The sequence below is a fragment of the Arthrobacter sp. TMS2-4 genome, from assembly GCF_054511075.1.
In genome coordinates this window covers 515,653-540,785 of the sequence record NZ_JBTNDI010000001.1, presented here as the reverse complement: position 1 = coordinate 540,785, position 25,133 = coordinate 515,653, and the positions used below count along the sequence as shown (strand labels likewise).

Annotated in this window: 23 protein-coding genes; 6 read left to right on the top strand and 17 right to left on the bottom strand. The window is 69.2% G+C overall.

All coding sequences use genetic code 11. From position 1 onward, the window contains the following. Positions 1–80: 80 nt before the first annotated feature. A complete protein-coding gene (locus ACX80F_RS02485) occupies positions 81–1,349 on the top strand; it encodes a nicotinate phosphoribosyltransferase (RefSeq protein WP_459334946.1) in 1,269 nt (422 codons plus the stop codon). Next, entirely contained in the window at positions 1,346–1,969 is a 624-nt protein-coding gene (locus ACX80F_RS02480; protein WP_459334792.1) for an isochorismatase family protein, read from the top strand. The genes ACX80F_RS02485 and ACX80F_RS02480 overlap by 4 nt, the downstream gene beginning before the upstream one ends. A 60-nt stretch (positions 1,970–2,029) precedes the next feature. Here the strand turns inward: ACX80F_RS02480 and ACX80F_RS02475 are convergent, their stop codons facing one another. The 3 genes from ACX80F_RS02475 to ACX80F_RS02465 form a co-directional block, all read right to left on the bottom strand. After that, complete coding sequence (locus ACX80F_RS02475; RefSeq protein ID WP_459334791.1) at positions 2,030–3,808, bottom strand: DEAD/DEAH box helicase; 1,779 nt, start codon at positions 3,806–3,808, stop codon at positions 2,030–2,032. After that, the gene (locus tag ACX80F_RS02470; RefSeq protein ID WP_459334790.1) at positions 3,805–5,262 is read right to left on the bottom strand and encodes an MFS transporter; all 1,458 of its coding nucleotides are present in this window, start codon (positions 5,260–5,262) and stop codon (positions 3,805–3,807) included. The genes ACX80F_RS02475 and ACX80F_RS02470 overlap by 4 nt, the downstream gene beginning before the upstream one ends. 120 nt (positions 5,263–5,382) lie before the next feature. Continuing rightward, on the bottom strand, positions 5,383–5,682 hold the full coding sequence (locus tag ACX80F_RS02465) for a DUF3039 domain-containing protein (RefSeq protein WP_459334789.1): 300 nt from the start codon (positions 5,680–5,682) through the stop codon (positions 5,383–5,385). Between the two features lie 149 nt (positions 5,683–5,831). Between ACX80F_RS02465 and ACX80F_RS02460 the strand changes: the two genes are divergently transcribed. Beyond that, on the top strand, positions 5,832–7,106 hold the full coding sequence (locus ACX80F_RS02460) for a DUF222 domain-containing protein (RefSeq protein WP_459334788.1): 1,275 nt from the start codon (positions 5,832–5,834) through the stop codon (positions 7,104–7,106). A gap of 38 nt (positions 7,107–7,144) precedes the next feature. Here the strand turns inward: ACX80F_RS02460 and ACX80F_RS02455 are convergent, their stop codons facing one another. The 7 genes from ACX80F_RS02455 to ACX80F_RS02425 all read right to left on the bottom strand — a co-directional run bounded on the left by ACX80F_RS02455 (position 7,145) and on the right by ACX80F_RS02425 (position 15,320). Beyond that, complete coding sequence (locus tag ACX80F_RS02455; RefSeq protein WP_459334787.1) at positions 7,145–7,951, bottom strand: PKD domain-containing protein; 807 nt, start codon at positions 7,949–7,951, stop codon at positions 7,145–7,147. Between the two features lie 149 nt (positions 7,952–8,100). Further along, positions 8,101–8,712 (bottom strand): DUF6318 family protein, encoded by a 612-nt coding sequence (locus tag ACX80F_RS02450; protein ID WP_459334786.1) that lies wholly within the window; start codon positions 8,710–8,712, stop codon positions 8,101–8,103. Between the two features lie 245 nt (positions 8,713–8,957). Then, positions 8,958–10,523, bottom strand: a complete 1,566-nt coding sequence (locus ACX80F_RS02445) for a transporter (protein ID WP_459334785.1) — start codon at positions 10,521–10,523, stop codon at positions 8,958–8,960. Then, positions 10,505–11,314 (bottom strand): ABC transporter ATP-binding protein, encoded by an 810-nt coding sequence (locus ACX80F_RS02440; protein ID WP_459334784.1) that lies wholly within the window; start codon positions 11,312–11,314, stop codon positions 10,505–10,507. The genes ACX80F_RS02445 and ACX80F_RS02440 overlap by 19 nt, the downstream gene beginning before the upstream one ends. Before the next feature lie 64 nt (positions 11,315–11,378). Then, entirely contained in the window at positions 11,379–12,491 is a 1,113-nt protein-coding gene (locus tag ACX80F_RS02435) for an NADH:flavin oxidoreductase/NADH oxidase (protein ID WP_459334783.1), read from the bottom strand. A gap of 49 nt (positions 12,492–12,540) precedes the next feature. After that, positions 12,541–13,497, bottom strand: coding sequence for a co-chaperone YbbN (locus ACX80F_RS02430; RefSeq protein ID WP_459334782.1), 957 nt, complete (start codon positions 13,495–13,497; stop codon positions 12,541–12,543). A gap of 47 nt (positions 13,498–13,544) precedes the next feature. After that, the gene (locus ACX80F_RS02425; protein ID WP_459334781.1) at positions 13,545–15,320 is read right to left on the bottom strand and encodes a hypothetical protein; all 1,776 of its coding nucleotides are present in this window, start codon (positions 15,318–15,320) and stop codon (positions 13,545–13,547) included. Between the two features lie 284 nt (positions 15,321–15,604). Between ACX80F_RS02425 and ACX80F_RS02420 the strand changes: the two genes are divergently transcribed. Next, complete coding sequence (locus ACX80F_RS02420) at positions 15,605–16,921, top strand: AI-2E family transporter (protein WP_459334780.1); 1,317 nt, start codon at positions 15,605–15,607, stop codon at positions 16,919–16,921. A 27-nt stretch (positions 16,922–16,948) separates the two neighbouring features. Here the strand turns inward: ACX80F_RS02420 and ACX80F_RS02415 are convergent, their stop codons facing one another. Together ACX80F_RS02415 and ACX80F_RS02410 are read right to left on the bottom strand one after the other, a co-directional pair. Further along, positions 16,949–17,761 (bottom strand): alpha/beta hydrolase, encoded by an 813-nt coding sequence (locus tag ACX80F_RS02415; protein WP_459334779.1) that lies wholly within the window; start codon positions 17,759–17,761, stop codon positions 16,949–16,951. Between the two features lie 42 nt (positions 17,762–17,803). After that, a complete protein-coding gene (locus ACX80F_RS02410) occupies positions 17,804–18,127 on the bottom strand; it encodes a hypothetical protein (RefSeq protein WP_434993853.1) in 324 nt (107 codons plus the stop codon). An 87-nt stretch (positions 18,128–18,214) separates the two neighbouring features. Between ACX80F_RS02410 and nucS the strand changes: the two genes are divergently transcribed. Continuing rightward, positions 18,215–18,910, top strand: coding sequence for an endonuclease NucS (gene nucS / locus ACX80F_RS02405; RefSeq protein WP_459334778.1), 696 nt, complete (start codon positions 18,215–18,217; stop codon positions 18,908–18,910). A gap of 44 nt (positions 18,911–18,954) precedes the next feature. Then, positions 18,955–20,163 carry an N-acetylglucosamine-6-phosphate deacetylase gene (locus tag ACX80F_RS02400; RefSeq protein WP_459334777.1) on the top strand — a complete coding sequence of 403 codons (1,209 nt, stop codon included), beginning with the start codon at positions 18,955–18,957 and terminating at the stop codon, positions 20,161–20,163. 34 nt (positions 20,164–20,197) lie between these two features. Here ACX80F_RS02400 and ACX80F_RS02395 read toward each other — a convergent pair whose 3' ends face one another. The 5 genes from ACX80F_RS02395 to atpA all read right to left on the bottom strand — a co-directional run bounded on the left by ACX80F_RS02395 (position 20,198) and on the right by atpA (position 25,108). Then, entirely contained in the window at positions 20,198–20,629 is a 432-nt protein-coding gene (locus tag ACX80F_RS02395) for a DUF2550 domain-containing protein (RefSeq protein ID WP_459334776.1), read from the bottom strand. Between the two features lie 10 nt (positions 20,630–20,639). Next, entirely contained in the window at positions 20,640–20,933 is a 294-nt protein-coding gene (locus ACX80F_RS02390) for a F0F1 ATP synthase subunit epsilon (protein WP_459334775.1), read from the bottom strand. Positions 20,934–20,938: 5 nt separating this feature from the next. Continuing rightward, complete coding sequence (atpD, locus tag ACX80F_RS02385) at positions 20,939–22,402, bottom strand: F0F1 ATP synthase subunit beta (protein WP_459334774.1); 1,464 nt, start codon at positions 22,400–22,402, stop codon at positions 20,939–20,941. An 85-nt stretch (positions 22,403–22,487) separates the two neighbouring features. Further along, positions 22,488–23,381 carry a F0F1 ATP synthase subunit gamma gene (locus tag ACX80F_RS02380; protein ID WP_459334773.1) on the bottom strand — a complete coding sequence of 298 codons (894 nt, stop codon included), beginning with the start codon at positions 23,379–23,381 and terminating at the stop codon, positions 22,488–22,490. 92 nt (positions 23,382–23,473) lie between these two features. After that, complete coding sequence (gene atpA, locus ACX80F_RS02375) at positions 23,474–25,108, bottom strand: F0F1 ATP synthase subunit alpha (RefSeq protein ID WP_459334772.1); 1,635 nt, start codon at positions 25,106–25,108, stop codon at positions 23,474–23,476. Positions 25,109–25,133 lie beyond the last annotated feature (25 nt).

The following is a 25,133-nucleotide window of genomic DNA, read 5'->3' as shown; positions in this document are numbered from 1 at the left end:
CGCCGGCCGCTGCCGGTCCCCTCCCGCCGGCGGTGACCGCACCGAACAGTGCGTTGTTCACCGACCAGTACGAACTCACGATGCTGCAGGCCTCGCTGCACTCCGGAGCGGCCCACCGCCGTTCGGTGTTCGAGGCCTTCGCACGGCGCCTCCCGGCGGGTCGCCGCTATGGCGTGGTCGCGGGGACGGGGCGGCTGCTGGAAGCGCTGGCCGCCTTCCGCTTCGACGATCCGCAGCTCGCGTTCCTCAGCGACCACCGGATCGTCGACGACGCCACGCTCACCTGGCTGGCCGACTTCCGCTTCACCGGATCGATCTCCGGGTACGCGGAGGGCGAGGCCTACTTCCCCAACTCCCCCATCCTGACGGTGGAATCCACCTTCGCCGAGGCCTGCATCCTCGAGACGCTCATCCTCTCGATCCTGAACCATGACAGTGCCATCGCCTCGGCGGCCTCCCGCATGACCGGGGCCGCGGGGGAACGGCCCTGCATCGAGATGGGCTCGCGTCGCACGCACGAGGAATCCGCCGTCGCCGCCGCGCGCGCCGCGATCATCGGCGGATTCGCCAGCACCTCCAACCTCGAAGCCGGACGGCGGTACGGTGTCCCCACGGTGGGGACGGCCGCACACTCCTTCACGCTCCTGCACGACTCCGAGCGGGCGGCCTTCGAGGCGCAGGTCGCGGCCCTCGGGCGGAGCACCTCGCTCCTGGTGGACACGTACGACGTCGAACAGGGCGTCCGGACCGCCGTCGAGGTCGCAGGTCCCGAGTTGGGCGGCGTGCGCCTGGACTCCGGTGACCTCGTGGCCCAGGCGCGCTGGGTGCGCGAACTCCTCGACGACCTCGGGAACCACACCACCAAGATCGTCGTGACCTCCGACCTCGACGAGTTCGCGATCGGGTTGCTCGCCTCGGCGCCCGTCGACTCCTACGGCGTCGGCACGTCCCTCGTCACCGGTTCCGGCGCCCCGACCGCAGGCATGGTGTACAAACTCGTGAGCCGCCAGGACGACCACGGCACCTTCGTAGCCGTCGCGAAGGCCGCCAGGAACAAGGCCTCGGTCGGCGGGCACAAGCAGGCACTGCGCCGCCTCGACGAGCACGGCACGGCGCAGGCCGAGGTCGTGGGGATCGGTATCACCCCCGCCGCCGACGGCAACGACCGCCCGCTGGTGCAGCATTTCGTGCGCGACGGCGACCTCCTGCCGGGCTGGACCGGGCCGGAGGCCGTCACCCGCGCCGCCGAACGGCACCTGAGCTCCATCGCGGAACTGCCGGGGGCCGTCCGACGGCTGCAGCGAGGCGAACCCGTCATCCCCACCGAGTACGAGGAGGCAGCATCATGACGCGCGCATTGATCATCGTGGACGTGCAGAACGATTTCTGCGAGGGCGGGTCCCTCGCCGTCGACGGAGGTGCGCAGGTGGCCGCCGACATCAGCGACCACATCGACGAGCACGCTGCGCAGTACGACTACGTCGTGGCCACGCAGGACTGGCACATCGATCCCGGGACACACTTCTCGGAGACGCCGGACTTCGTGGACTCCTGGCCCGTCCACTGCGTCGCGGACACGAAGGGCTCCGACTTCCACCCGGACCTCGACACAGAGAGCATCGACGCGGTGTTCCGCAAGGGCCGGTTCGAGGCCGCCTACTCCGGCTTCGAGGGCGTCAAGGCTCCCGATGACGAGGTGCCGACGGGCGACCAAAAGCTCGGCGGAGCGGCCGTGGACGCCGACGAGGATCCGATGACCCTCGACGACTGGCTGCGGGACCGCGACGTGGACGACGTCGTCGTCGTCGGGCTGGCGACGGACTACTGCGTCCGGGCGACCGCGCTCGACGCTCTGCAGGCGGGCTATTCCGTCACCGTGCCGACCGGGCTCACGCGGGGCGTGCACGGGGACAGGTCCGAGGAGGCCTTCGACGAACTCGAGGCCGCAGGCGCGGAGCTGGTCCGCTAGACCCGCCACGACGAAGGCCGGGCCTGCTCCCACGGCCCGGCCCTCGTCCTCTTCTTCCTGCTACTTCTTCCCGATGAACCAGTCCTGCAGCTTCTGCAGGCGGCGCTGGAGCTGGTCCTCGTTGGCCTGGGCCACCGCGGGCCCACCACACTGGCGCCTCAGCTCCGTGTGGACCTGGCCGTGCGGCATGCCCGTGCGGGCCGCCCATGCCGAGACGTTCTTGGCCAGCTGGCCCCGCAGCTCGGTGAGCTGACGGTGGTCCACCACGAGCGGCTCGGCGGCAGGCGCCGCCCCCGGCCGGGACTTCCGGCGGACCTGCTGCTCCTGCTGGCGCTGGCGCAACAGCTGGCCCACCTGGTCGGCGTCCAACAGTCCCGGTATGCCGAGGAAATCCTGCTCTTCCTCGCTGCCCATCTCGCCGCCCGTGCCGAACTCACCACCGTCGAAGAGGACCCGGTCGAAGGACGCCTGCGACTCGAGGGCCTCGAACTTCTGCTTGGTCAGGGAGTCCGACGCCTTGTCCTCACGGTTCGCGGCCTCCATCAGGGCGTCCTCGAGGCCGAACCCCTCGTCGTCCTTCTCCGGCCGGTCGAGGGCGTGGTCGCGCTCGAGTTCGAGCTGGTTGGCCAGCGCCATGAGATTGGGTACCGAGGGAAGGAAGATCGACGCCGTCTCCCCGCGGCGACGTGCCCGCACGTACCGGCCGACGGCCTGCGCGAAGAACAGCGGGGTGGCCGTCGACGTCGCATAGACGCCGACCGCGAGGCGCGGGACGTCGACGCCCTCCGAAACCATGCGGACCGCCACCATCCAGCGCCTGTCCCCCGCGGAGAACTCCTCGATCTTCGACGACGCCTTGGCGTCGTCGGACAGGATGACGGTCGGGGACTCCCCCGTGATCCGCTTGAGCTGCCCGGCATAGGCGCGGGCGTCGTCGTGGTCCGTCGCGATGACGAGTCCGCCGGCGTCGTGCACGGTGCGTCGCACCTCGGTGAGGCGCTTGTCCGCGGCCGCGAGGACCGACGGGATCCATTCGCCCGCGGGGTTCAGCGCCGTCCGCCAGGCCTGGGCGGTGATGTCCTTCGTGACCGCTTCCTCGCCGAGGGACGCCGCCATCTCCTCACCCGCGCTCGTGCGCCAGCGCATCTGGCCCGAGTAGGCCATGAACATGACGGGCCGCACCACGTGATCCTTGAGCGCCTGCCCGTAACCGTAGGTGTAGTCGGCGCGGGAGCGCCGGATGCCGTCACGGTCCTCGGCGTACTCGACGAACGGGATGGCGGCGGTGTCCGAGCGGAACGGCGTCCCGGTGAGGGCGAGGCGGCGGGTCGCGGGCTCGAACGCCTCGCGGATGCCGTCACCCCAGGAGAGCGCGTCCCCGCCGTGGTGGATCTCGTCGAGGATGACGAGCGTGCGGGCGGCCTCCGTCTTGGCGCGGTGCAGCATGGGCTTGCTGGCCACCTGCGCGTAGGTCACTGCGACGCCGATGAACGCCCCGCCGTGCCGGCCGTCGGCATTCTTGAAGTTGGGATCGATCGCGAGGCCCACGCGCGCTGCGGCGTCGGCCCACTGCCGCTTCAGGTGGTCGGTGGGGGCGACGACGGTGACCCGGTTGACGACGCCCCGCTCGACGAGCTCGGTCGCCACGCGGAGCGCGAAGGTCGTCTTGCCCGCGCCGGGCGTGGCCACGGCGAGAAAATCACTCGGGGAATCCTTAAAATACTTCTCCAGCGCTTCGCTCTGCCACTGGCGCAGCTTGGGGGCTGTGCCCCAGGCGGCGCGCTCCGGATACGCGGGAGGCAGGGCTGCGCCGGCACCGAACAGGGTGTCATTACTCACGCCGGGACAGTACCTTCCATTGGCTTGCGGGGGGCGAGACCGGGGCCGTCATCGGACGACCGGGCCCCTCTCAGACCCGAAACTATACCTGCTGCCGTGAACGCCCAGAGAGCCAGCCAGATCGCAACAAAGGTGGGGACGTGGCCGGGGTCGGCGTCGTCACGCAGGAGGGCGAAGAGGGCTCCTGCGCCCGCCGTGCCGACCACACCGCCGAGCTGGTCGGAGATCTGCAGGGCCGCGGAATTCCTGCCCTGCTCGCTGGTCGCGGAGAGTTTGAGCACCAGCACGGAGGTGCTGGAGAGCGTCATGCCCATGGCGAAGCCCGACAGGCTCCACACCACGGCCAGCACCCACAGCGGAGCCTCGACCGCCGTGGCCAGGGCGAAGCCGCCGAGGCTCAGGGACAGGATGGAGGAACCCGCGACCAGCAGCCACTGACGGCGGAACGTCACGCGTGCCTGGACGAAGGAGCCCGCACTCCACCCGAGCGCCCCTGCGCTCAGGGTCAGGCCGGCCGTCCCCGGGCTGATGTCACGGGAGCTGACGAGCATGAGCGGGATGAAGGCCTCGGTCCCGAAGAACGCGACAGTGACGAAGCCGCGCGTGGCGATAATGCTCGGCAGTCCCCGCCGCAGGACAAGCGTGCCCCTCGGCAGGAGGGCGGGGAGCACGAGGAGGGCGACGACGACGCCCGCCACTGCGAGGCTCACCAGTCCGACCACTGTCGACGCGCCGGGATCCTCGGTGTCCGCGAGATGGACGAGCGACCACTGCGCGGCGAAGACACCGGCGGCCAGCGCGAGCCCGCGCAGGGTACGGGCCTTCGCCGGTCCGGCGTCGGCTGCGTCGACCGGACCGAGCTCCCTCGTCTTCGGCCAGACGATGACGACCGCCGCGAGCACGATCGGCACGACACCGAGGAAGACCCAGCGCCAGCCGAGGTGCTCGGTCACGAATCCCGCCACCACCGGGCCGATCAGCGCGGGCAGCACCCAGGCGGCCGCCAGCCAGCCGAAAACCACGGGCCGCGCTTTCTCGGGGAACGACCGTCCGATCACGACGTACACCGCGACGATCATGAAGCCGCCGCCGAGCCCCGAGATGGCGCGGCCCACCGTCACGAGCCAGAAGGCGGGTGCGGCACCCGCGGCGAGCAGTCCGAGGACCATGAGACCCAGACCCACGGCGAGGGCCGGTCGGGGCCCTCGGCGGTCACACCACGAACCGGCGACGACGGTACCGAGCAGCGACGCCGTCAGGTACATCGAGAAGGCCAGGCCATAGCTGGCCTCACCCGAGAGTTCGCGCGCCACCGACGGCATGGCGGTCACGACGGCCATCGCCTCGAAGGCCGCGCACGTGATGATCGCCAGGATCCCGATGGTCAGGGGTCGCAGCTCGGGCGACATCGCCCCACCGGTCGCCCCGGCGGACGCCTTCGCAGTCTTGCTCATGTCACCTCGGGTTCGGGTCGGGGCACTTCCCGTCTCCGGGGATGGGGTGCTCCTGTGGCGCGCGGAAGGGGCGCCGGCACAGGGCCGACGCAGTGTGGCGCGCCGGTCAGGCGCCCGCGGTCAGTCCTTCGGCTTGTCGTTGCCCGGGCGGAGACCGTTGTAGATCTCCTTGCACTCGGGACACACGGGGAACTTCTCGGGATCGCGCCCGGGGGTCCACACCTTGCCGCAGAGTGCGATCACGGGCTCGCCGGTGAAGGCCGACTCCATGATCTTCTCCTTGCGGACATAGTGCGCGAACCGCTCTGCGTCGCCGGGCTCGACCTCCTGGCGGACTTCCTCGCGCTCGATGGTCGCAGTCGAACCGCCGGTGCCGGGATCGCGCGGATCGTTCTCGAAGGGATCAGCAGGCATAGTCATGATGCCAGTCTATCGTCCGGTCCCCACGGCCTCGGGGAGCCTTTCGCCACAGGAACCTCCGGCGGCCGTACGCTTCCCGTACCTCCGATCCAGGACAAAGGACCGTGGAGCACCCCGATAATGTCGGTGGCAGGCGGGATAATATCTTCATGAGGACGTCAGCGGAACACGCGAGGGAATTCGATCGGCTTTCCGACCGGATTACCGCGCTGAACGCCGAGAAGGCACGTATCGACGCCGAACTCGCCGCGAGCACGGAGGAACTGAGAAAAGTCTTCGAAGAGAAGATGATGGACCATTTCTGGCCCGGCCAGCCCGGTCCACACCGCACCAACCTCGCCGATACAACCACCGCCACGGAAATCGCGTGCCTGTTGCGTATCTCCGAACGCACAGCGCACCGCCTCGTCCAGTATTCAGCCCTGCTGGTCAACTACCACCCCAGAACCCTCACCGCCCTCCGCGATGGAGCGATCTCCTGGCCCCATGCCACCACGCTCCTCCACGAGTACCTCGGTCTGCCCCACCCTGCGGCGGCCCGCCTGGAAGAGGCCCTCCTGCCGATCGCCGCGGACACCACGGTGCCCCGCCTGAGCTATCGGGCCCGGCGGCTCCGCGCCCAGCTCCACCCCGAAGCGCTCGAGGAGCGCGCCCGCACCGCGGAGCAGGGACGGCGCGTGGACTTCGAGGCGGCGGACGACGCCATGGCCTGGCTCCACGTCCACCTCCCGGCAACCGACGCCGCCGCCATCGATGCCCGACTCACCTACACGGCCCGCACCCTCCAGACCTCCACCGAACACCGGACGCTCCCACAGCTGCGCGCCGACGTCCTCACCGATCTGCTCCTGAGCGACGCCGGATGCGCGGCCCACACGGACCGGCCCGGTTCCGACACTGTGACAGCCGACGATGCCATCGCCGATGCTGCCGCCGGCGGGTACCGGGTCCGGGCACACATCAACGTCACCGTCCCGGTCCTGACCCTGCTCGGCGTCGACGACGCCCCGGCGGATCTCGAGGGCTACGGTCCCGTTCCGGCAGACATCGCCCGTCGGCTCGCCGCGCACGCGCCCTCGTTCACCCGACTCCTCACCCATCCGGAGACGGGGGCCGTCCTCAGCGTCGGGCGCAGCACCTACTCCGTCCCCTCGGACCTGAAGAAGTGGTTGCGGGTGCGCGATCGCACCTGCCGACACCCCGGGTGCGGTATCCCCGCGGCCCGCTGCGAACTGGACCACACCACCCCGTGGTCCCGCGGCGGACCCACTAGTCACGATAACCTCGCTCACCTGTGCCGCAGGCACCACATGCTCAAGAGCGAAGGCATATGGCGTTACCACCAGCCCACTCCGGGCACCCTCGTGGCCACCTCACCCGCAGGTCGCACCTACGCCTGCGATCCGGAGCCCCCGCCCTTCTGACCGCCACCACGCATGCCGCGCAGGAGAACGCCGCCTGGTCAGCGGGTGGGGGCTTCGCAGCCGATCCCTTGCGGATTCTCGAGGCAGTTCTCGCTCACGTTGTGCCCCCTGGTACGCCAGATACTCATGAGGTGTGGCGCAGACACGACCGCCGCCTCACCGGCGACCGGCTGGAACGGGCCTCCGTCCACCGAATAGTCGCCGGCGAAGAACGTGGTCAGCGTCAGTTCGAAGTCTCCGGTGTGGGTGTACTGGTGACTCGTGGGTGTCCGGGTGTCGAAGGCGGCCCCGTCCACGGGACCTCCCGGGGTGGTCGTCGTGGCGCTGGTGCCGTCACCGTAGTCCCACTGATAGGACACCGGGCGGGCCTTGAGGACGATCGCGGCGTCCTGGAACTCGAAGGTGAACTCCTGCTCCTGCGCATGCGCGTAGATGTTGGAGTGGGCGTTCCTGAGCCCGAAGTTCGACGGCTGAGACACGATGGTCGCCGCGAGAACGGGTTGCTTCTGGAACTCCTCGAGGGTGATCACGATCGGTGCTTCTTCGGGGACCTCCGCGCCCTCGACCGGCGGAGTCGGTGGTTCACCGGGATACATGCAGGATGACCTCCCCGTCGGAGTCTGCGTGGCCGGTTGCACGCTGTTGTCGATCTCGATCCAGTTGACGAGGATGCCGTCGTCCTGGGCATCGCACTGGGCGTCCATACGAGGGCACGTCGCGGGGTCCAGAGCACTCCCGGCCCCGGCGGTGCAGGCGCGGACATAGGTGTAGGTGATGTTGCTGGCTTGAGGCAGTACGGCCGACGTCGAGTCGAGCACCGAGTTTCTAGTGGCTGGCTTACCCATCTGAACGCTTCGTTTCCCGGACACAGCCGAGAACGACCCTTCCGATACAAAGGCGTTGGGCGGATCTCCTTGTTCCAAAGCGCTGGCTGGAGCGGAAATAGCTTGGATTGCGGCCAATATGACGATGAGAATGCCTGTGCCAACCGCACTCATTGGGTACCCTCGGGCTTCCCAAAGTCGAGCATCAACCATCCGTCCGTGGTGAAGGTCGCGAATATAACGTCCACAACTGGATCGGGGGCCTGATCCGTTCGAATAGCAACGCCGCTGCTGTCGTAGAAGGTAATGTCGGATTGCCCGTTAGTTACGAAAGCTTGGATTGAACTTTGTGTATTCAATTCGAAGTCGGTGCCAAAGTCGCTCATCACGAAAGCACCGCCGCTAATATAACGGCCGTTGGCATAGATGTCCTGAACGATTTCTTTGTACTTGGCGCAGGTGCGGCAGCCAGGATCAGTCACGGCTTCGAACGGGGCCCAGTCGTTCGTCTCGTAGCCGTACGAGAACAGTTCGAGCCAGTACTCCGTGAAGGCCTCGAGCCCTTCGACCGTGTTCTCGTCGGCGAGCGCCGGCTTCACCGGAACGGGGATGTTGGTGGCCGGACCGGCCGAGGACGCGGGTGATGGTTCAGGGGCAGCGGAGGGCGTGGCCGAAGGGCTCGGGGCCTCGGAGATCGTGGGCGCCGCCGAGGACACCAGCGGGGCGGAGGTCCGGCCCGGCGCGGCGTCTGCATCGTTCTGGCATCCGGTCAGGAGCAGCAAGGCCGCAGCGGCTCCGGCAAGGATCGGTACGGCTCGTCGACGGTCCTCTGCACGCACAGGAAACATGCAACTCCCCCATCACTTCGCCAGTCCCGCCGGAATGGGGCTCAGCATAGCCCGATGGACTCAGGCGGCTGAAGGTTATGCACAGCGCAGGACACCGATAGGACTACTCGACCCGTTCCACCCTTGTCAGGCGGCTACGCCGAGCTTATGGTTCGCGCGGACCACGTCCGATCGATGCCTCAGCGGTTCGCCGAGACCGCCAGCAGCAGTTCGGGGGCCCTGCGGTCGTACCACCGGCCTCCGGTCCTGATACCGACCACCAGGAGGGCCCCGCCGAGGATCACCCCGACCAGCAGACCGAGCCAGCCGAACAGCGCGTCCCCGGTCACGAAGTAGACGATCGTGAGGACGATCTCGGGCAGCGCCAGCAGCAGCATGACGATCCAGCCGATGAACTGCACGGCGAACATCACGAAGTTGGTCCCGGGCGGCGTCTTGAAAGCGCTCTCACCCGGGATCGGCACGTTGTAGGTGTATCGGGCAGACACGACGCTCGACAGCCCCGTCCCCGTCAGCAGGAGACCGATCGACAGCCCCAGCATCACCGGCAGGTCCTCGAGCCGACCCGCGACCCATAGCGGAGCCACGGTGAACAGCAGGGTGGTCGGCAGCGCGAACACCAGGAGTGCGAGCGCCCGGCCGAGGCGGTCGTCCTGTCCTCCGACCCCCGTCGAGAGGTGCAGGCTGAACGCCGTGTTGTCGTAGGAGATGTCGGCGGAGATGGACCAGGCCAGCATGAACGCCGTGATGGGACCGAGGAACGCGAGAGCCGCGCCCTCGGTACCACCCGAGATGACCAGCAGCACGGCGATGAGCGGGATGGCCACGAGGGACGCGAAGTAGCGGGGATCCCGCTGCCAGTAGGTCAGGGCCCGAGCGGCCACGGCACCCGCAGGCGTGGCGGGGAACCGGCCGAACCAGCCCAGGTTCCCGCCGGCCCGCTTGGTCACCGCATTGTAGGGAGGAGTGACCAGGGCGTGGCTGAGGCTGCGGCTCCACAGCAGGAGGAACAGCCCCAGTGTCCCGAGCCCGATCAGGAACCGGAGCGCCGCGATCCCGGCAGCGCCGGCCGCAACGTCGGCGGGCGCGGCCCAGAGCGCGCCCAGCGGCGTCCAGGCGAGGACGTCCGCCAGCGTGGCGGCGAAGGCGGGAGAATTCTGGAACCCCGCCGTCACCCCCGCGATGATCGGTCCGAGGAAGATCAGCGGGATGAAGGCCACGATGCCGTTGATGTCCTTGAACCTGCGGGAGCCGGTCATGGAGGACACCGCCGTCGTGACCAGGCGTGAGGCCACGACGCACAGCAGGACGGCCACGAGGCCGCACACCAGCGCGGTCGCCGCCGCGGCCGGGTACCGGATCCACGTGAGCACCTGCGCCAGCGCGGCGATGAGGGTCACGATGCCCGGGATGCCCAGGAGTCCGCCCAGCACGAGCCCCGCGAGGAGCTGCCGCCGCGGGATGGCGAAGGTCACGAACCGTGCGGGGTCGAGGGTCATGTCGATGCCGGTCGCGGCGATGGGGATCACGATCCAGCCGAGGACGGCCGCAGATCCACCGAGAACGAGGACGGTCCGGATGAAGTCGGGGTCGGCCGCACCGAGGAACACGAGCCCGACGACGACCGTCCCCAGGATGCCGAGCCCGTACAGCCCACCGAGGATCAGGCCGACCAGTTGGGCGGTGCTCCGCCTGAGCGAATTGCGCAGGAGGAGGAGCTTCAGCTTCAGGAGGTCCGCAACCACGACAGCCCCTCCGACGTGTTGCGACCGCCCACGAGTTCCACGAAGCGGTCCTCGAGCGTCGCGTCACCGCGGACCTCGTCGATCGTCCCCGCGGCGAGGACCGTGCCGGCAGCGATGACGGCCACGTGGTCGCACATGCGCTGCACGAGGTCCATGACGTGGCTGGAGACGATCACCGATCCGCCGGACTCCACATAGCCGGCCAGGATGTCGCGGATGTTCGCCGCGGAGACCGGATCGACCGACTCGAACGGCTCGTCGAGGACGAGCAGCCGGGGCGCGTGGATGAGGGCGGAGGCGAGGGCGATCTTCTTCGTCATGCCGGCCGAGTAGTCGACGACGAGCGTGCCGGCGTCGTTCGCCAGATCGAGGGCACGCAGCAGGTCGTCGGTCCGTTCGGCGACCGTCTCCCGGTCCATGCCGCGTAGCAGCCCGGCATAGGTGACCAGCTGCTCGCCCGTCAGCCGGTCGAACAGCCGGACTCCGTCGGGCAGGATCCCCATGAGCTTCTTGGCCTCCAGCGGCCGGGCCCAGACGTCGACGCCGTGGACGAGCGCCTGCCCGAAGTCGGGGCGGAGCAGTCCCGTCGCCATGGAGAGGGTCGTGGTCTTGCCCGCACCGTTCGGCCCCACCAGTCCGTAGAAGGACCCTTGCGGGACCTCGAGATCGACACCGTCGACGGCGATCTTCCCGCCGAATCTCTTGGCCAGCCCGCGGATGCTGAGGGCGGCGCTGCCGGTGTTCCCCCGGGGCTCGTTCTCTGCGGACGGCGACGGCACAGGGGAGTTCATGGTTCAACGCTAGCAACGCGCCGCTCCGCGGCTCGTCATCCCAAAGGAGGAAAGACAGGCGCAGTCAGTAGGCCCCGGCACGCTCGTACTGCGGCGCGGGCACCAGCTCGTGTCCGAGCTCCTGGGCGGCACGCATCCACCAGTGCGGATCGCGCAGGGCTGCCCTCGCGATGAGCACGACGTCGGCCCGACCACCACGGATGATCTGCTCCGCCTGGTGCGGATCGTCGATGAGGCCGACGGCGCCGGTCGGCACGCCGGAGGACCGCACCTCCTCGGCGAGTGGTACCTGGTAGCCCGGCCCCACGGGGATGGCTGCGCCCGGGACCGCTCCGCCGGAGGAGACGTCCACGAAGTCGACGCCCTCCTCGGCTGCCCGCTTCGCGAGCCGCGCGGAGGTGTCGCCGTCGAGCCCGCCCTCGGTCCAGTCGGACGCCGAGACGCGCAGCAGGAGCGGCATGCCCTCCGGGATGGAACGGCGGACCGCCCGGACGACCTCGAGCGTGAGCCGGAAACGGGCCTCCTCCGAGCCGCCCCAGCCGTCGGTCCGGGTGTTGACCAGGGGCGAGAGGAACTGGTGCAGCAGGTAGCCGTGCGCGGCGTGGATCTCCAGTGTGTCGAAGCCCGCGTCGACGGCGAGCGCCGCGGCGGCGCCGAAGTCACGGATGACCTGCTGGATGTCCTCCTCCGTCATCGCACGTGGCGCGGTGTAGCCGTCGAACGCCTCATCCGTGGGTCCGAGGGTCTGCCAGCCACCCTCGGCCTCCGGCACGGAACCCCGCTTGCCGCTGAACGGCCAGTAGGTCGAGGCCTTCCGCCCGGCGTGTGCCAGCTGCACCGCCGTCTTCGTGCCGACGGCGCTGTGCTCGTGGACGAAATCGTTGATCCGACGCCACGCGTGCGCCTGCTCCGGGGTGTAGAGGCCGGCGTCGCGCGGACTGATCATGCCCTCGGCGCTCACCGCCGCCGCCTCGGTGATGATGAGCGCCGCCCCGCCGAGTGCGAACTGCCCGAGGTGCACGAGGTGCCAGTCGGTCGGCACACCGGCGGCACCGTCGGGGTCGCACGAATACTGGCACATCGCCGCGACCCAGCCGCGGTGCGGCAGATCGAGGGATCGCAGGGTCATCGGATGGAACAGGCCGGCCGTACCGGTCGGGGCAGCTGCGGGGGTCATCGTGGTCCTTCGGAAGAGCGGGTGGGCGCGGGCGCACCCATTGGAATGCCTAGAACAGGGCGCGGGCCAGCGCGCCGCGGGCCTTCGTCACCCGCGGGTCGGTGCCGCCGACGACGTCGAACAGTTCCAGCAGCCGCTTGCGCGCCACGTCCCGGTCCTCGCCGGCAGTCCTACCGATGAACGCGACGATGCGGCTGAAGGCGTCCTCCACGTGGCCGCCCGTCAGGTCCAGGTCGGCGACGGCCAGCTGGGCCTCCACGACATCGGGCTCGTCCGCCCCGCGCCGGCGGGCCTCGCCGGCGTCGAGATCCTGGACGCGCTCCATGAGTTCCACCTGCGCGAGGCCGACCTTCGCATCGGCGTCGGCCGGCTGCTCGGCGAGCGCGCGGCGGTAGGCGGCCGCGGCAGCACCGTAGTCGCCCCGCTCGATCGCGTCGAACGCCTCCTGGTGCAGGGGCGGCAGGGGCGGCTCCTCGGCGTCGGCCGGGCCGGGCTGGGAGCCGTCGTTGAGCGTCCCGGTCACGCCGTTCGCCTCGGCGACCTTCATGAGCTCGTCGAGGTAGGCGAGGATCTGCTGGTCCGGGAGGGCGCCCTCGAAGAGCGGGACCGGCTGGCCCTTGACCACGGCGACGACGGTCGGGGCGCCCTGAGCCTGGAAGGCCTGCCCGATCTGAGGCTGCGCCTGGAGGTCGACGTTGGCGAGCAGGATCCGCCCGTCGAACTCGACGGCGGCCGCCTCGAGCACCGCCGTGACCTGGGTGGACTGGTCACTATAGGTGGCGCGGAGGTTCACGATCACGGGTACCTGCGACGAGAGCTGCACGAGTTGCGGGAAGGTCTGTTCCGTCACCTCGACGACGTACGGGCTCGGCGCCGCGGCGGCCTGCCGGGCCGCGGCGGGGCGTGAGGCCGCATCCGCGCGGGCCTTGAGGGCGGAGAGGTCCACCGCTCCGCGCAGGTTCATGCTCGACGGCGGGATTCCGCCCCGCTGTGCTGGTGTGGACAATGCTCTGCCTTTCTGTGGCTGCTGCTGGTCGATACCGGGGGTGCGGGTCAGCGGAGGGTGGCCGACAGCAACTGCTGGGCGGCGCCGATGACCCGGATCTTATCCTCGCTGCCTGCGGGCGGTACGTACATCATCACGGCCTCGCCGTAATTGACGTCGATGCCCTTCCCGCTCGTGGTCTTGCCCGTCAGCGACTGGTACACCGTGTCCCTGAGGTCGATGGTGTCGCCGCGGGACTTCGGGACGCTGGAGTAGGTGTGGGTGAGGTAGCCGAAAACCATGGCCCCTCCGTCGCCGGTCATGAGTGCGTGCGTCCGGTCCTCCTGCGCCGTGTGCGTGAAGGTGATCTTCGCGGCCCTGTTGCCGGGATCCGCGACGACGTCGTCCTGGAACCGGGTGATCGCCTCGGCGAACGAGTTCGTCTCGAACGTCTCCGCGTTCGGGCCCGTCGGCTTCGTGAGGAAGTCGGCGATCGCCGCGACGCCGGCCTGCGGCGCACTCGCGAGGGCTCCCGGATCATCGAGCGGCACGGGGCCGCTGGCGCCCGGGACCGGCGGCGAGGGGAACGTGCTGCCCGGCAGCATCTGCACGGCGGAGGTCAGCCGGTAGTTCTCGCGGGGCGCCTCCTGGACCAGCAGGAGCGCCTGCGGCACGGGATTGCCCTCCCCCTGTGTCAGGGCGATGACCGTCCGGGGCCACTCCGTACCCGTGGGGACCATGTCCAGCAGGATCGGCGACGCGGCCACGGCCACGGGCGCGGCAGCCTCCTTGTCCTTGGCACGCACGGCGTAGGCGCCGGTCCGGAGGTCGAGTGCTGCGCCGTCGACCCGGGGGGCGAGGAGCTTCGCGTCGGAGGCGGCATCGGCGTCGGCCACCGTCGAGGCGACGGCACCGAGGATGCGCTCGAGCTGCACGTCGAGGACGACAGGCGGCCCGCTCGCCTTGCTGCCCGCCGACGGGGCACCCTTGACGGCCCCCGACGAGGCGCTGGAGGAGGCGCTGGAGGACGGCACCGGTGACGGCGTCGTCGCCAGCGAGGGACTGATGCCCAGGAGGGAACCGGACCCCACGAGGCCCGAGACGAGGAGCACGGCGCCGGGAGCGGCGACCCGGGAGGCTCCGCCGGCGGACCCGGCGGACCCGGCGGAACCGGCGGACCCGGCGGAACCGCCGGAAGCGGCGTGGCGGCGCGCGTAGGCGCGCGTGCCCTCGACGGGTTCGGGCCGGTGTCCGTTCCGGGGGCGGCGCGGCGAGATCAGGAGGAGCGCGATGCCGAGGACGACGGCGAGCGCGCCGCCGATGATGAGCGGTAGCGCGAAGGGTGTGGACTGGTTGTTCGGGGTGGTGACGGACACCGTGGTGGGGGCGGGCGACTCGCCGTCGGCCGCGAGCAGGAGGGCCCAGTCTCCCTGCGTGGGCTCGCTCCACCGGTAGGTCAGCGATCCGTCCCCGGGTTCCTCCGCGATCCACAGATCGCTGCCCCGCGGATCGGGGACGGTGGCCTCGCCCGGCGTGAAGGTGGAGTCCAGCGTCTCCTCACCGGGCCCGGTGACGCTCAGGTGCGCCGCGTCGCCCACCCAGGCGTCGACGTCGGACGCCCGCCCGACGGCGAGGGTGAAGGGGCCGTCGGCCTCGACCGTCACCTCGACCGGGCCATCGGCGTTGCCCCGCACACCGGGCTCGATCACCGTGACCGGTCCGGCCTCGGCGTCCTGCGCGACACCGGCGGTGACGGTCTCGGCAGGAGCCCAGACCGTCACCTGCCCGATGCCGAGGAGCATCAGCAGAAGCCCTGCGACGATGATCGATACTGCTGTCTTCACGCGCACTGGTTGCCTATCGTTGTCCGTGACGGCGGACCGCGTGGCCCCTTCCGCTCCGATTCCGCTTCGATTCTGCTCCGACGGTTCGGCGCGGCGACGCGTGCCGCTGCGGGACCACTCAGGAATAGTTCTTCAATGGTAACGACAATCGTCCCGACCGATCCGGGCGGGCACACCCTGGCCGTCGGTCGTCAAGGATCCGGCCTCGGGAGCCCGGCTGTTAGTGTTTCGCTAGTCCTCCCTCCCGCGGCCGGACGCCGCGCAGCTGAAAGCAGAGCCCTCCGTTGACAGACCCCCAGGACGTCCCGCTCGACCAGCCGCTCCCCCGGCCCGCGTCGGCCGCGAACGGCAGCGACGGACGGCCCTCCGAGGACCCGGTTCGGCCGGTCGAACGGTCGTCGGCGTGGCGTTCCCTCTACCGCCTCGTGCGTGACTCGCTCCCGGCCGCCCGGCCACGCCCGCGCTTCGAGTTCCCGCCGGAGGTGGAGCCGGCCGATATCGCGGTCGACCAGAACGTGTCCCTGGCCGACGAGCGCCTGAAGTTCGGCGGCAACGACGCCCCGACCATGCGCGCGCACCCCATCCACTTCGGTTTCATGATGAGTGTCGGCGTCGGTCTCGCCCTGCTCGCCTTCTTCATCATCACCAACGTCGGCCAGCTCCTCGTCTGGATCGGGGCAGCGCTCTTCATCGCCCTCGGCCTGGACCCGATCGTCCGCTGGTTCGAGACGAGGTACGTTCCGCGGCCCGCCGGGATCGCCGTCTCCTTCTTGCTCCTCATCGGCATCGTGGTCGGGTTCTTCGCGCTGCTCATCCCGACGATCGTGAACCAGACCTCGCAGATCGTCGATCGGGCACCGGGCTACGCCCGTACTTTCCTCAACTCCGAGTTCTTTCTCGGCGTCGACCGGCAGTTCCAGGTCCGCGAGCGTGTCAGCTCCGAGATCGACAAGTTCTTCGCCAACAGCGAGGCCGTGGGCGGCATCTTCGGCGGCGTCCTCGGGGTGGGGACCGTGATCGTCAGCGGGCTCTTCGGCGCGCTGGTGATCCTGGTCCTCGCCCTCTACTTCCTCGCGTCCCTGCCTGGCATGAAGAAGTGGGCCTATCGGCTGGCTCCCCGCTCCCGCAGGCCCCGTGTCGAGGTGCTCTCGGAGGAGATCACCCGCAGTGTCGGCCTCTACGTCATCGGGCAGGCGTGCGTGGCGTTGCTCAACGGCACGTTCGCGTTCATCGTGATGTCGATCGCGGGCATCCCGTTCTCCGTGCTGCTGACCTTCGTGGTCGTGCTCCTGGCCTTCATCCCGCTGATCGGCGCAGCGACCGCGGCCGTCCTCGTCTCCCTGATCGCCCTGACCGTGGGCTGGCAGACCACCCTGCTGTTCGCCATCCCGTATGTGGCCTACCTGCAGTTCGAGGCGTACTTCATCTCCCCGCGGATCATGCAGCGCGCCGTCGCGGTGCCCGGCTCCGTCGCGGTGATCGCGGTCATCGCCGGCGGCACCCTCCTCGGGGTGCTCGGCGCGCTGATCGCCATCCCGACGGCGGCCGCCGCGATGCTGCTGCTCAAGGAAGTATTCATCGCCCGCCAGGACCGCAACTAGCGGGCCGGGCGCGTCCGCGATCGGAGGTCAGCTCGCCGCCACCGCGGACGGCGCGACGGCGGCCGGGCCCGACCACTCGGTCGGCAGCGGACGATCCATGTCGGGGCGAACGACGCCGACGATCTCGTCGAGCGCGCGCGCCGCGTACTTCTCCCCCACCCAGAGGTGTTTCGCGCCGTCCACACCCGTGAGCTCGGCCTGCGGCACACGGGAGAACCGGGCGGCGGCCGCCTCCGGCACCAGGTAGTCGTCGAACTCCGGCACCAGTACCTTCAGGGGCAGTCCGCTGGCACCCCAGGCGTCCAGATCCGCGTCGTCCGCCCGGTGCAGCGGGGGCGACAGCAGGATGGCCCCCTCGATGTGCTCCGCGACCGGGTCCTGGGCGCCGTACTTGAGGCACAGCTCGGTGCCGAAGGACCAGCCCACGAGCCAGATGTGGTGCAGGCCCTGCGCCACCACCCAGTCGACCGCCGCCTGGAGGTCCAATCGCTCGCCGTCCCCGCCGTCGAACGTCCCGTCACTGCAACCGCGCGGCGAGCACGTGCCGCGCGTGTTGAAGCGGAGGACGGCGATGTCCGCGAGGGCGGGCAGGCGGAAGGACGCCTTCCGGTAGACGTGGGAGTCCATGAAGCCGCCGTGCGTGGGCAGAGGGTGGAGTGTCACGAGCGTCGCCCTGGGGGGACGCCCGCCGGCCGGCGCGGAGAACTCCCCCACGAGCGTCAGCCCGTCCGCGGTATGCAGCTCGATCTCGCGCCGATCGGCGGGAAGCACCGTGGAGGCGCGGATCTCGATCGGATCGTGGCTGGTGGAGTAGGTGTAGTCGGTGGTGTCGCTCGCCATGTCCCCAGTCTAGGTCGGCGATCCCGGGGGCGGCTCGCCGCGTCAGTAGCGGAAGCTGCGCGTCTGCCAGCAGCGCACGTGCCAGTGCCGGCGCTCGGCGAGTGCTGTCTGCGGACCGAACAGCGAATCCTCCCGCCAGACGACGAGGTGCGCGATCCCCGGCGGGATGAAGGAATGGCAGCCCGGACAGGTGTAGGTCTTCGCGGCGTTCCGTTCCGTGATGCGGCGCACGGACCACTCGCCGTCGGGCGCGCTCTCACGGGCGGGAATGCCCGCCCGTGCGCGCTCGAGGTCCAGTTCGGGCGGCGGGGTCCATTTGCTCCGCGCACCACCACCGGGCCGGCTGGGTCGGTTGGAACGGGGCACCGTTCCAGTCTGCCATCCGGTCGGCGCCCCGGTCCGTTCCCCGGAGCGAATCATGCCCCGCGCACTCCGCCCGGTAGAGTCGTCCCCGTGCGTCTCGTCATTGCCCGTTGCTCCGTCGACTACATCGGCCGCCTCCGGGCCCATCTGCCCCTGGCCACCCGGCTCCTCATGGTGAAGGCGGACGGCTCCGTGCTGGTGCACTCCGACGGGGGTTCCTACAAGCCCCTGAACTGGATGAGTCCGCCCGCCAACCTGCGCGTGAGCGCGCCCGACGACGCCGACCGCGCCGAGGGCATCACCGAGGTGTGGACGGTGCAGCACGCCAAGAGCGACGACCGGCTCGTCATCAACATCCGCGAACACCTGCACGACTCCGCCCACGACCTCGGCGTGGACCCCGGACTCGTCAAGGACGGCGTGGAGGCCGACCTCCAGCGCCTCCTCGCCGAGCAGATCGAACTGCTGGGGGCAGGCTTCACCCTGATCCGGCGCGAGTACATGACGGCCATCGGGCCCGTGGACATCCTCGCCCGCGACGCCGAGGGCCGCACCGTGGCCATCGAGCTGAAGCGACGGGGGGACATCGACGGCGTCGAGCAGCTCACCCGCTACCTCGAGCTGCTGAACCGCGACCCGCTCATGTCCCCCGTGCGTGGTGTGTTCGCCGCCCAGCAGATCAAGCCCCAGGCGCGGGTCCTCGCCACGGATCGCGGCATCGACTGCCTGACGCTGGACTACGACGCCATGCGCGGCGTCGACGACAGCGCGTCCCGCCTGTTCTGAGCAGGCTTCTAGGGCGGCCGCCCGCAGCCCCCTAGACTCGGACCATGGCCCTCTCGAGCAGAACGCCCACTGCCCTGTCCGGACGAATGGTCACCGCTGCGGGGATCATCGATGACGGCGTCCTGCGATGGCAGGGCTCGCGGATCACCGAGGCCGGCACGGCGCGCGACGGCGCGCCGGCGGAGCAGCTGCCCGAGGGCTACCTCATTCTTCCGGGACTCATCGACCTGCACTGCCATGGCGCAGGCGGAGGTGACTTCACCTCCGGCTCGGACGCCGACATCGCGCGGGCGGCGGACCACCTCCACCGCAGTGGTTCGACGACGGTACTCGCGAGCACGTGCTCGGCGCCGATGACGGATCTCGAGGCCGCCTTCGGCAGGCTCGCGGAGGCTGCGGAGGCGGGGTTGATCGCCGGCATCCATGCAGAGGGGCCGTTCCTGTCGAAGGAACGATGCGGCGCCCATGACCCGGCCTTCCTCATCCTGCCCACCCAGGAGGACGTCTCCCGCCTCGTCACCGCCGGCCGGGGCCACCTCGTCTCGATGACGTACGCGCCGGAGCTGCCCGGCTGCGACGTCCTGGTCTTCGAGCTCGTGACGCACGGGGTGATCCCCTCGCTCGGGCATACGGACAGCTCCACGGAGGAGACGTCGGACGCCCTGGACCTCATCAACGAAGAGCTCGCCTCGACCGGTTTCGCGGGCTTCAGCGGACGCCCGACGGCGACCCACCTGTTCAACGCGATGCCCGTGATGCATCACCGCTCGCCAGGCCCGGTCCCCCTGCTCCTGCAGAGGGCACGCGCCGGGGAGATCGCCGTCGAGCTCATCGCCGACAACGTCCACCTCCACCCGGAGACCGTTCGGATGGCCTTCACGATCGCTGGCTCCGAGAACATCTGCCTGGTGAGCGACTCGACCGCCGCAGCGGGCTGCACCTCCGGGGAGTACCGCCTCGGGCAGGCCCCCATCGCCGTCGTCGACGGCGCGGCCGTCATCACGGCGACGGGAGTCCTCGCCGGAGGTGCCGGCAGTCTCCTGGACATCGTCCGGTGCACCGTCGAGGCGGGTGTCGACGTCGTCGACGCGGTGCGCGCCGCGACCTTCGTGCCCGCGATCGTCCTGGGGATCGGAGACGAGGTGGGCAGTCTGCGCGGCGGGCTGCGCGCCGACGCCGTCGTGGTCTCGCCCGATCTTCAGCTCAAGGGCGTGCTGCGCAACGGGACCTGGGTCAGGCCCCTCGAGGACTGACGGCGGCAGTGTCCGGGTGGCCTCCGGCCTGGGGTCAGCGCCAGGTGCCGATACCGATGACCGGCCCGGCCTCGATCCAGGAGGAGAGGCCGGCGTACACGTCGTAGCGCATGGCGAGGTCGAACGTCTCACCCTCATGGGAGAGCTGGACGATGATCGCACCCGGCTGGATGCGCACGCGTTCGGCCTCCGTGGGCGCACGCCACCCCTCGACCTCGAGGGAGCTGCGGAGGAACCGGAACCTGGGGATGGGGCTCAACGACAGCAGGCTGAGCCACTCCAGATGATTGTCCGTATAACGACAAACCCCCACCCGCCATCCCTTGGGAGGGAGGCGGATGGAGGCGTCGAACGTGCCGAGGGCACGATTGAGCTGATAGCGGCGGAGGAGGAATGCTCCGATCACCAGCACGAGCAGGCCGAAGACGACTGCAAGGCAGATGAACGTCACACCCAGTGCCTCCATGCTGGGAGGCCTAGTCGGATTCCGGAGTCACCGAACCGCCGACCTTGGCGTTGTCCGCCACGATCACGACGCGGTTGGAATCGACCGAGAAGAACCCTCCGTCCACGCCGACCACGAGGCGTTCGCCGCTGACGGGCTCCACCGAGAGCTCGCCCGCTTCGAGGATCGCCAGGATCGGGGCGTGTCCGGGAAGGATACCGATCTGCCCGTTCGCCGTGCGTGCGTTGACCTTGCGTGCCGCACCCGACCACACGAAGTGGTCGGCCGCGACAACTTCGACCTCGAGTTCGCCCTGTGATGCCATGGGCGTTACTTCCCGGTCTGGTCTTGGATCTTGGCCCACTGGCGCTCGACGTCATCGAGCCCGCCGACGTTGAAGAACGCCTGCTCCGCGATGTGGTCGAGGTCGCCGTTGCAGATCGCCGAGAAGCCCTCGATGGTGTCCTTGATGGAGACCGTCGAACCCTCGACGCCGGTGAACTGCTTGGCGGTGTAGGTGTTCTGCGAGAGGAACTGCTGGATGCGGCGCGCACGCGCGACGACGACCTTGTCCTCCTCGCTGAGCTCGTCGATACCGAGGATCGCGATGATGTCCTGCAGCTCCTTGTTCTTCTGCAGGATCTGCTTCACGCGCACGGCCGTGTTGTAGTGGTCGTGGCCGATGTACTGCGGGTCCAGGATGCGCGAGGTCGAGGCGAGCGGATCCACGGCCGGGTACAGGCCACGGGACGCGATCTCGCGGGAGAGCTCGGTGGTCGCATCGAGGTGCGCGAAGGTGGTCGCGGGAGCCGGGTCGGTGTAGTCGTCGGCGGGCACGTAGATCGCCTGCATCGAGGTGATCGAGTGGCCCTTGGTCGAGGTGATGCGCTCCTGGAGGAGACCCATCTCGTCGGCCAGGTTCGGCTGGTAGCCCACGGCGGACGGCATGCGGCCCAGCAGGGTCGACACCTCGGAGCCCGCCTGGGTGAACCGGAAGATGTTGTCGATGAAGAGCAGCACGTCCTGGTTCTGCACGTCGCGGAAGTACTCCGCCATGGTCAGGGCCGAGAGTGCCACGCGGAGGCGCGTTCCGGGCGGCTCGTCCATCTGGCCGAAGACGAGCGCGGTGTCCTTGAGGACGCCCGCCTCCTCCATCTCGACCCAGAGGTCGTTGCCCTCGCGGGTACGCTCTCCGACGCCGGCGAACACCGACGTGCCGCCGAAGTTGCGGGCCACACGCGTGATCATCTCCTGGATGAGCACGGTCTTGCCGACACCGGCGCCGCCGAACAGGCCGATCTTGCCACCCTTGATGTACGGCGTCAGGAGGTCGATGACCTTGATGCCGGTCTCGAGCATTTCCGTCGATCCCTCGAGGGACGCGAAGCTCGGGGGCTTGCGGTGGATCGGCCAGCGCTCCGTGATCTCCAGTTCGGATTCCTCGACGTCGAGCGGCTTGCCCAGGACGTTGAAGATGTGTCCCTTGACGCCGTCACCGACGGGCACCGAGATCGCCGATCCGGTGTCCTGCACCACGGTCCCGCGGACGAGGCCGTCGGTGGCCTGCAGCGAGATGGCGCGCACGAGGTTGTCACCGAGGTGCTGCGAGACCTCGAAGGTGATCATGCGCGTCTCACCGCTGAGGGTGACCTCGGTGGTGAGGGCGTTGTACATTGCGGGGATTGCGTCGGCCGGGAACTCGACGTCGACAACCGGGCCGATGACACGTGCAATACGGCCGGTGGCGCCGGGGGCAACTGAGTCCGTACCGTGTTCAACAGTCTGGGCAGTCATCTCTCTCACTTCATTTACGTAGATGGCGTGGAAACAAGTCTAGCTGTGCACCCGGCACCCTCGAGGGCCCGGATGGGGAGGCGGGTCAGGAGGCGTTCAGTGCGTCCGCACCGGCCACGATCTCCGAGAGTTCCTGGGTGATCTCTGCCTGGCGGGCGGTGTTGCGCAGGCGCGTGTACTTCTTGATGAGCTCCGTCGCGTTGTCGCCGGCGGACTTCATCGCCCGCTGGCGAGCCGCGAGTTCGCTCGCCGCGGCCTGCAGCATGGCAGCGAAGATGCGCGATTCGATGTAGCGCGGCAGCAGGGCGTCCAGGACCTGCTCGGGTTCCGGCTCGTACTCGTACAGCGGCAGGAGGTCGCCCGGCTGGGTCACTTCCTCCTCCACGACCTCGAGCGGGAGCAGGCGCATGACCGCCGGCTCCTGCACGACCATGGAGCGGAACTTCGTGTAGACGACGTGGATCTCGTCCACTCCGCCGTCCTCGTAGTCCTTCAGGAAGGCTGCCAGCAGTGCCTCGCCGACCTCGCGGGCCGTGCTGAACTCAGGAGCGTCCGTGGATCCTGTCCAGACCTTCTCGTAGTCGCGGCCGCGGAAGTCGAAGTACACCTGGGCCTTGCGTCCGACCAGGAAGGCGTGGGTCTCCTTGCCCTCCGAACGGAGCGTCTCGAAGAGGCCCTCCGCCTGCTTGAGTGCGCTGGCCGAGTACGACCCGGCCAGCCCGCGATCCGAGGTCATCACCAGGACGGCTGCACGCCGGACCTGACCGTGTTCGGTGGTCAGCGGGTGGTCGATTTCAGACTGCGACGATACGGCCGAAACGGCGCGCGTGATCGCGTTGGCGTACGGCAGAGCCGCCGCGACACGCGAACGCGCCTTGCCGATGCGAGAAGTCGCGATCAGCTCCATCGCCTTGAAGATCTTCCGCGTCGACGTGGTCGAGGCGATCTTCTGGCGGTAGACCCGGATCTGGGCTCCCATTCTTGTCCTTTCCTTCGCCTCCGCTGAGGGAAGCGATCAGGCCAGGGTCCTGCGGCCGGGAGGGGCTTGGCCCCTCCCGGCGAGCAGATCCTCTAGCGCTTCTGTCGAACGATCTTTTCCTGCTCGACCGAATCGGCGTCGATCGCTTCGAATTCCTCGTGACCTGCACCGAAGCCGTCCGCACCGGCCCCGAAGAAGCCCTGCTTGAAACCGGTGATCTGCGTCTTCAGTTCCTCGGCGGTCGAGTCCTCCAGCTTGCCCGTCTGGGCGAGCGTGGTGAGGACCTGCGACTTGTGTCCGAGGTGCTCCAGGAACTCCGTCTCGAAGCGGTTGATGTCCTCTACCGGGACGTCGTCGAGGTACCCGTTGGTACCGGCCCAGATGGACACGACCTGCTGCTCGACCGGCATCGGCGAGTACTGGCCCTGCTTGAGCAGCTCCATCAGGCGAGCACCGCGGGTCAGCTGCTGGCGGGACGCCGCGTCCAGGTCGGACGCGAACATCGCGAACGCCTGCATGTCGCGGTACTGCGCCAGGTCCAGCTTCAACGTGCCCGAGACCTTCTTCATCGACTTCACCTGTGCGGCACCGCCCACGCGGGACACCGACACGCCGACGTCCACGGCGGGACGCTGGTTGGCGTTGAAGAGGTCCGACTGCAGGAAGATCTGACCGTCGGTGATCGAGATGACGTTGGTCGGGATGTATGCCGAGACGTCGTTCGCCTTCGTCTCGACGAGGGGCAGGCCCGTCATCGAACCGGCACCGAGCTCGTCGGAGAGCTTGGCGCAACGCTCCAGCAGGCGGGAGTGCAGGTAGAACACGTCGCCCGGGTAGGCCTCGCGTCCCGGCGGGCGCCGGAGCAGCAGGGACACCGCACGGTAGGCCTCGGCCTGCTTCGACAGGTCGTCGAACACGATCAGGACGTGCTTGCCGCCGTACATCCAGTGCTGCCCGATGGCGGAACCGGCATAGGGGGCGAGGTACTTGAAGCCCGCGGGGTCGGAGGCGGGAGACGCGACGATGGTCGTGTACTCCAGGGCGCCCTTGTCCTCGAGGGTCTGGCGGACGGCGGCGATCGTCGACGCCTTCTGGCCGATGGCCACATAGATGCAGCGCACCTGCTTGTTCACATCACCGGAAGCCCAGTTGGCCTTCTGGTTGATGATGGTGTCGACGGCGATCGCGGTCTTGCCGGTCTGGCGGTCACCGATGATCAGCTGGCGCTGTCCACGGCCGATCGGGATCATGGCGTCGATGGCCTTGAGACCGGTCTGCATGGGCTCGTGCACCGACTTGCGCTGCGTGACGCCAGGAGCCTGGGTCTCGAGCGCACGGCGCCCTTCGGCGACGATCTCGCCGAGGTCGTCGATCGGCTGGCCCAGGGGGTCGACAACGCGGCCGAGGAAGGCGTCACCGACGGGGACCGAGAGGATCTCGCCCGTGCGGTGCACTTCCTGGCCTTCTTCGATCCCGTTGTAGTCACCGAGCACGACGACACCGATTTCGCGGGTGTCGAGGTTCTGGGCGAGTCCGAGCGTGCCGTCCTCGAACCGCAGCAGCTCGTTGGCCATGACCGAGGGAAGACCCTCGACACGGGCAATGCCGTCGCTTGCGGTGGTCACGCGGCCGACTTCGACGCGCTCCGCGTTTCCGGGCTCGTAGGACGCCGCAAAGTCGTTCAACGCACTACGGACGTCTTCGGCGTTGATGGTCAATTCGGCCATCTCAGTCCCTGCTCTCCTGTGTTGT

Bases quoted from the DNA above. Each gene is read 5' to 3' on its own strand.
- ACX80F_RS02485 (WP_459334946.1), top strand. From the start codon at position 81: ATGCTGCAGGCCTCGCTGCACTCCGGAGCGGCCCACCGCCGTTCGGTG.
- ACX80F_RS02480 (WP_459334792.1), top strand. From the start codon at position 1,346: ATGACGCGCGCATTGATCATCGTGGACGTGCAGAACGATTTCTGCGAG.
- ACX80F_RS02470 (WP_459334790.1), bottom strand. From the start codon at position 5,262: ATGAGCAAGACTGCGAAGGCGTCCGCCGGGGCGACCGGTGGGGCGATG.
- ACX80F_RS02465 (WP_459334789.1), bottom strand. From the start codon at position 5,682: ATGACTATGCCTGCTGATCCCTTCGAGAACGATCCGCGCGATCCCGGC.
- ACX80F_RS02460 (WP_459334788.1), top strand. From the start codon at position 5,832: ATGAGGACGTCAGCGGAACACGCGAGGGAATTCGATCGGCTTTCCGAC.
- ACX80F_RS02455 (WP_459334787.1), bottom strand. From the start codon at position 7,951: ATGGGTAAGCCAGCCACTAGAAACTCGGTGCTCGACTCGACGTCGGCC.
- ACX80F_RS02440 (WP_459334784.1), bottom strand. From the start codon at position 11,314: ATGAACTCCCCTGTGCCGTCGCCGTCCGCAGAGAACGAGCCCCGGGGG.
- ACX80F_RS02435 (WP_459334783.1), bottom strand. From the start codon at position 12,491: ATGACCCCCGCAGCTGCCCCGACCGGTACGGCCGGCCTGTTCCATCCG.
- ACX80F_RS02415 (WP_459334779.1), bottom strand. From the start codon at position 17,761: ATGGCGAGCGACACCACCGACTACACCTACTCCACCAGCCACGATCCG.
- ACX80F_RS02400 (WP_459334777.1), top strand. From the start codon at position 18,955: ATGGCCCTCTCGAGCAGAACGCCCACTGCCCTGTCCGGACGAATGGTC.
- ACX80F_RS02395 (WP_459334776.1), bottom strand. From the start codon at position 20,629: ATGGAGGCACTGGGTGTGACGTTCATCTGCCTTGCAGTCGTCTTCGGC.
- ACX80F_RS02390 (WP_459334775.1), bottom strand. From the start codon at position 20,933: ATGGCATCACAGGGCGAACTCGAGGTCGAAGTTGTCGCGGCCGACCAC.
- atpD (WP_459334774.1), bottom strand. From the start codon at position 22,402: ATGACTGCCCAGACTGTTGAACACGGTACGGACTCAGTTGCCCCCGGC.
- ACX80F_RS02380 (WP_459334773.1), bottom strand. From the start codon at position 23,381: ATGGGAGCCCAGATCCGGGTCTACCGCCAGAAGATCGCCTCGACCACG.
- atpA (WP_459334772.1), bottom strand. From the start codon at position 25,108: ATGGCCGAATTGACCATCAACGCCGAAGACGTCCGTAGTGCGTTGAAC.